Below are 4,703 nucleotides of genomic sequence, written 5' to 3'. Positions count from 1 at the left end.
GGTTTTTCCGATCACGCACCACACGCGATTAATAGCGGGCATCTTTCGGCTTTTTGCCATTCGGCCAGTCATTGACCTTACCGGCAAAATCCGGGCGCGGCATATGTGTGAAATATTCAGACACATCAACCGCTTCCTGATCGGTCAGCACGCCACCCTGCCCGAGCATACCGTCCTGATGGACGCTGACCGGCATATTATATTTGACAAATGCCGCTGCCTTATAGGTACGCGCCATACCCGCACCGATGTTAAAGCTGTCATCACCCCAAAGCGGCGGGAAGACATAATCACCGAACTGGTCTTTTTTGCCTTCACCGTCATTGCCATGACAAACGGCGCATTGGGTTGCATAAATCGCCTTGCCTTTGACAGGATCCGGCACCAGTGACTCATCAATTTTTCCGGCACCGGACACTTTCACCATATGCTCTTTCGGCAATCCCTGACCGAGCCATTTCATATAGGCAATCATAGCGCCCATTTCCTCGGACTTCGGATCAAGCGGCTTACCATTCATCGAACGCTGGAAGCAGCCATTGATACGCATCACCAGATTAACTTCCTTACCCGCACGCGGCATCACCCGCGGATAGAAATTATAGGAATTAATATAAGGCGCGCCTTTATCCAGCTTACCCTGCGCCAGATGGCAGGAGTTACAATTCAGCCCCGCACCGACATTTTCCGGCAGTAAACGGGCTGTTTCATTGAGCAGGCGCTTGCCATACATAATGGCTTCCGCATCCGGTTCTTTGGCAATCAGATCATCGCTCGGGATCGTATATTTGCCAACGACTTTGCCTTCTGCATCCACCACATCATAGGTCGGCAGCGGCGGCGCATCCACCCGCGACGGCTTCACCAGAAATGTCCAGCCTGCGCCTGCAGCTGCGATTGTTACGACAAGGGCTGCAGCTGTACCGATCCAGAATTGCTTACTCATTATTTTGCCTCCGGAACATAATGCACAGGCTTGTGCTCAATCAGATGCCGCATGCGGGCAATATCGCTATCCTTGATATGCGAACCGTGATTACCCCAACCATTACGGATAAAATTCAGAATATCCGCGATTTCCTTGTTGGTGAGATGGGCAAAGCCCGGCATCTTGAACACCATCGGATCATGCGGCGTGTCAGCCATTGCAGCACCATCCAGTGTCAGCTGGATCAGTGAGCTCGGATCTTCCGCAAAAACGATCGAATTACCGGCAAGCGCAGGGAAAACCCGTTCCGCACCACGACCATCCAAGCGGTGACAGGCCGCACAATTATCCACGTAACCAACGGCACCCGGAGCGGAGAAATCACCGGCACGCAGAGCTGCAGTTGTCACATCTTGCTTCGGTGTCCATTGCTGCGGATGACTGTCACGCGCAGGCAGGCTCTTCAGATAGCGGGCAATCGATGTCAGATCGTCATCCGTCAGATATTGGGTGCTATGGGCAACCACATCGGCCATACCACCAAAGGCGGCGGTGCGATCATTACGGCCGGTTTTCAGGAAGTCGGTAATTTCCGCTTCAGTCCATGTGGAAAGGCCGGTGCCTTCATCACGCAGGTTCTTCGCATACCAGCCTTCGAGAACAGAGCCGGACAGGTAATTACCCTTCTTGTCATCACTGAGTGCGGTTTCCTGATAGCCGATGCCTCGTGGTGTATGGCAAGCGCCGCAATGGGCCAAACCTTCAACCAGATAGGCGCCACGATCAATCATCGCATCCATACCGGTTGCCGAAGTAAATTCACGCGGCTGCGCAAAAGCGAGCTGCCAATAGGCCAGCGGCCAGCGCATATTCATCGGCCAAGGCAAAGTGGAAGCCTGATTTTCCTGCTCAACCTTTTCCACGCGCGACATGAAATAAGCATAGAGTGCTTTGATATCGTCATCTTTTACAACGACATAGGAAACATAAGGCATGGCCGGATAGAGCGCCACGCCATCAGGTCGCACGCCACGACGTACAGCACGCTCGAAATCGCCGTAACTGTAATTGCCGATACCGGTTTTCTTATCCGGCGTAATATTGGTGGAATAAATCGTGCCGAGCGGTGTCTGCATACCCAGACCGCCGGCAAATTCCTTGCCGCCGGGTGCAGTGTGACAAGCAATACAGTCACCGGCACGGGCAAGATATTCACCTTGCTTAATCAGTGCCGGATCCTGAATATTAACGTCAGCTTCCTGTTTTGGTGCATACCAATGGTGCGATGTGACTGCGATAGCATAGCTTGCGCCAAACAAGCCCAGACCACATAGGACCAGTGTTTTAACAAGCTTCATGTTGAACTCCTGAGTCGTCTCTTCACCTCCATCTGAGACTGTCAGGAATGTTTCTCATTGATTCAGATCAATGACTTCATGCATTCACGATATTTACGTTCCAAAACATAGCCAATTACAAGAACAACAGTTTTCTATGGTGCAAATTCAAAGAAAATTATACCATTAACTGGCATTTACGCAGAAACACCACTCAGGTCACTGTGCCCCATTCTGTCCATGAGCCGTCATACAGACGGACATTGTCATAACCCAGCAAATTGAGCGCAAGAAACAGCACAGCGGCTGTCACACCTGAGCCGCAGGTTGTTACAACCGGTTTGTCTTTTTTCACGCCCTGCGCTTCAAAAATGACCTTCATCGTATCAAGTGCTTTGAAAGCACCGTCTTCTACGAGAGAACCGTAAGGCACATTGACAGAACCGGGGATTGAACCGGAACGGACATTCGCACGCGGCTCTGGTACGGCACCGGTAAACCGCTCAGCCGAACGGGCATCCGTAATATGTGCTTTTGCATGTTTGGCAATCAGCACCATTTCTTCAATGAAAACAACTTTTTCACCAGCATAGACCGGTTTGAATGCAACAGGCTCTGGTGCGACTTTACCGCTCTCTGTTTCAAAGCGCTCAGCCTGCCATGCAGCAATACCACCGCGCAGAATATGCAGTTTTTGGACGCCCATAATATGAAACAGCCACCAGACGCGGGGCGCGGCAAACAAATCACCGGTTTCATAGATGACGATCTCATCATCAACGCTGATCCCCAGCTTGCCTACAGCTTCCGCGAAGACTTCCGGTGAAGGAACAGTATGCGGGAAAGAAGAGCTCGGATCGACGATCTTATCCTGATCGAAAAAGACTGCGCCCGGAATATGAACCTGCTCAAATTCCTCACCGCAGATGCGCTTTGTCGCCGGCATATACCAAGAACCGTCAACGATTTTCAGATCGCCTAATTTCTGACGGTCTTTCACCCATTGCGGCGATACAAAAATTTCTTCCGGAGTCATTTCATTCCCCATATGTCACTCATTCACACATAGAATATAAGTGTCTTTATCAATGGCAAGGAATGAATTGCAGAAATCTGTATGATCTCTGCACATTAGCTGTCTGTATCCGGTTACAGTGCTTCTTATGCTTGTGGCATTAACGCTCGCCGCCATATCCACGACGTTTCCAATCCTGAAGCGGCATAATATCAGGCATTCCGCCACCTGCCTCATACCAGGAATCGACAGCCCAGCTTTGACCCGACATATCTTTGATTACCGCAGTCCAATGCGGGTAACGGCCATCAATGAATGAACCACGTGTCATTCGTTTAGAAACAGTATGATGCTTTAACCAACCGCGTGTTTCCAAATAACGTAGGAAATTATCCGTGTTGATCGATTCATCAACACAATCCATTTGGCCTTTAATACGGGCTTTACCGAACTGCATTTTTGGTTTGTCACGAACACTGATAATTGCTGTGCTGCGCTCTTCAAATATTGCGACAGCCATCCGCAACGCTTTTCTCTCGTCATTTGCGCTACGAGTAGCCTTTTGCAACAGATTACGGATGCGGCTCTCATCCTTTGAACTTAGCGTCACTTTGGTTCGGTAATAGCAATCATAACCATGACAGACACGAAAGGTTTGAGCTGATGCCATTTCCAGTGGCAATATCAGGCTTACAAGAACACCGGCACACAATAGTTTAATCATTCAGGCACTCCGCATTCTTGTAGAACGGTCACAATATCATCTCATTACTAAAAATCGATCAGTCTGCCCAGAACCATAGCAATGGTTAGAATTAGTAAAAGTGATTTTCTAAGTTCGCTCCCCCCTCCCCCGTTTTTCTCATTCGCATGTTTTAAACACAAAAAAGCCCCGCGCATATCTGCCGGAGCTTGGGATGTTTTTTGGAGATTTAGTTTCGGGTTTGGCTTTTTCCGGTTCGTCGGGCAATCGATATTGTATCGCTTGCTTTCCCTCCTCACCCTTCAGATTATGAGCGTGATGAGGTGAGAGCGTTAAAAATCGATTGATTATCGATTTTAGCTCGAACGGGCTGCTTCAAGATGCATTGACACGCCTATTGGAATGGGGTCTGGATCGTAGTTTTAATTGCTTTGAGGAGATTTGGTTGCGGGGGCAGGATTTGAACCTGCGGCCTTCAGGTTATGAGCCTGACGAGCTACCGGGCTGCTCCACCCCGCGCCAGGGTAATTTATGAGCCGGTATTGGAAGTATTGGTTTTATTGACTGTGAGATGTTTTATTTCTGTGCCTTTTGCAGACCTGGCAGCGACCTACTCTCCCGTGTCTTAAGACAGAGTACCATCGGCGCTGGAGCGTTTCACGGCCGAGTTCGGAATGGGATCGGGTGCAGCCGCTCCGCCATAACCACCAGGTCAGCAAA

At 49.8% G+C, this 4,703-nt stretch carries 4 protein-coding genes, 1 tRNA gene and 1 rRNA gene; all 6 read right to left on the bottom strand.

What is annotated here, in order from left to right; genetic code table 11:
- Positions 1-28: 28 nt before the first annotated feature.
- Positions 29-946 (bottom strand): c-type cytochrome, encoded by a 918-nt coding sequence (locus tag A918_RS0103085; RefSeq protein ID WP_022709635.1) that lies wholly within the window; start codon positions 944-946, stop codon positions 29-31.
- Positions 946-2,286 carry a cytochrome c gene (locus tag A918_RS0103080; protein WP_022709634.1) on the bottom strand — a complete coding sequence of 447 codons (1,341 nt, stop codon included), beginning with the start codon at positions 2,284-2,286 and terminating at the stop codon, positions 946-948. The genes A918_RS0103085 and A918_RS0103080 overlap by 1 nt, the downstream gene beginning before the upstream one ends.
- Positions 2,287-2,479: 193 nt before the next feature.
- The gene (sseA, locus tag A918_RS0103075) at positions 2,480-3,313 is read right to left on the bottom strand and encodes a 3-mercaptopyruvate sulfurtransferase (RefSeq protein ID WP_022709633.1); all 834 of its coding nucleotides are present in this window, start codon (positions 3,311-3,313) and stop codon (positions 2,480-2,482) included.
- Between the two features lie 127 nt (positions 3,314-3,440).
- Complete coding sequence (locus A918_RS0103070) at positions 3,441-4,004, bottom strand: hypothetical protein (protein ID WP_022709632.1); 564 nt, start codon at positions 4,002-4,004, stop codon at positions 3,441-3,443.
- 421 nt (positions 4,005-4,425) lie between these two features.
- Positions 4,426-4,502: transfer RNA gene (locus A918_RS0103065), tRNA-Met, on the bottom strand.
- Between the two features lie 78 nt (positions 4,503-4,580).
- Positions 4,581-4,695, bottom strand: a 5S ribosomal RNA gene (gene rrf, locus A918_RS0103060).
- Positions 4,696-4,703 lie beyond the last annotated feature (8 nt).

Source organism: Pseudochrobactrum sp. AO18b (genome assembly GCF_000409565.1).
Taxonomy (GTDB): Bacteria; Pseudomonadota; Alphaproteobacteria; order Rhizobiales; family Rhizobiaceae; genus Pseudochrobactrum; species Pseudochrobactrum saccharolyticum.
Note: the sequence above shows the minus strand (reverse complement) of the source record. Positions and strands in the feature narration are given on the sequence as shown.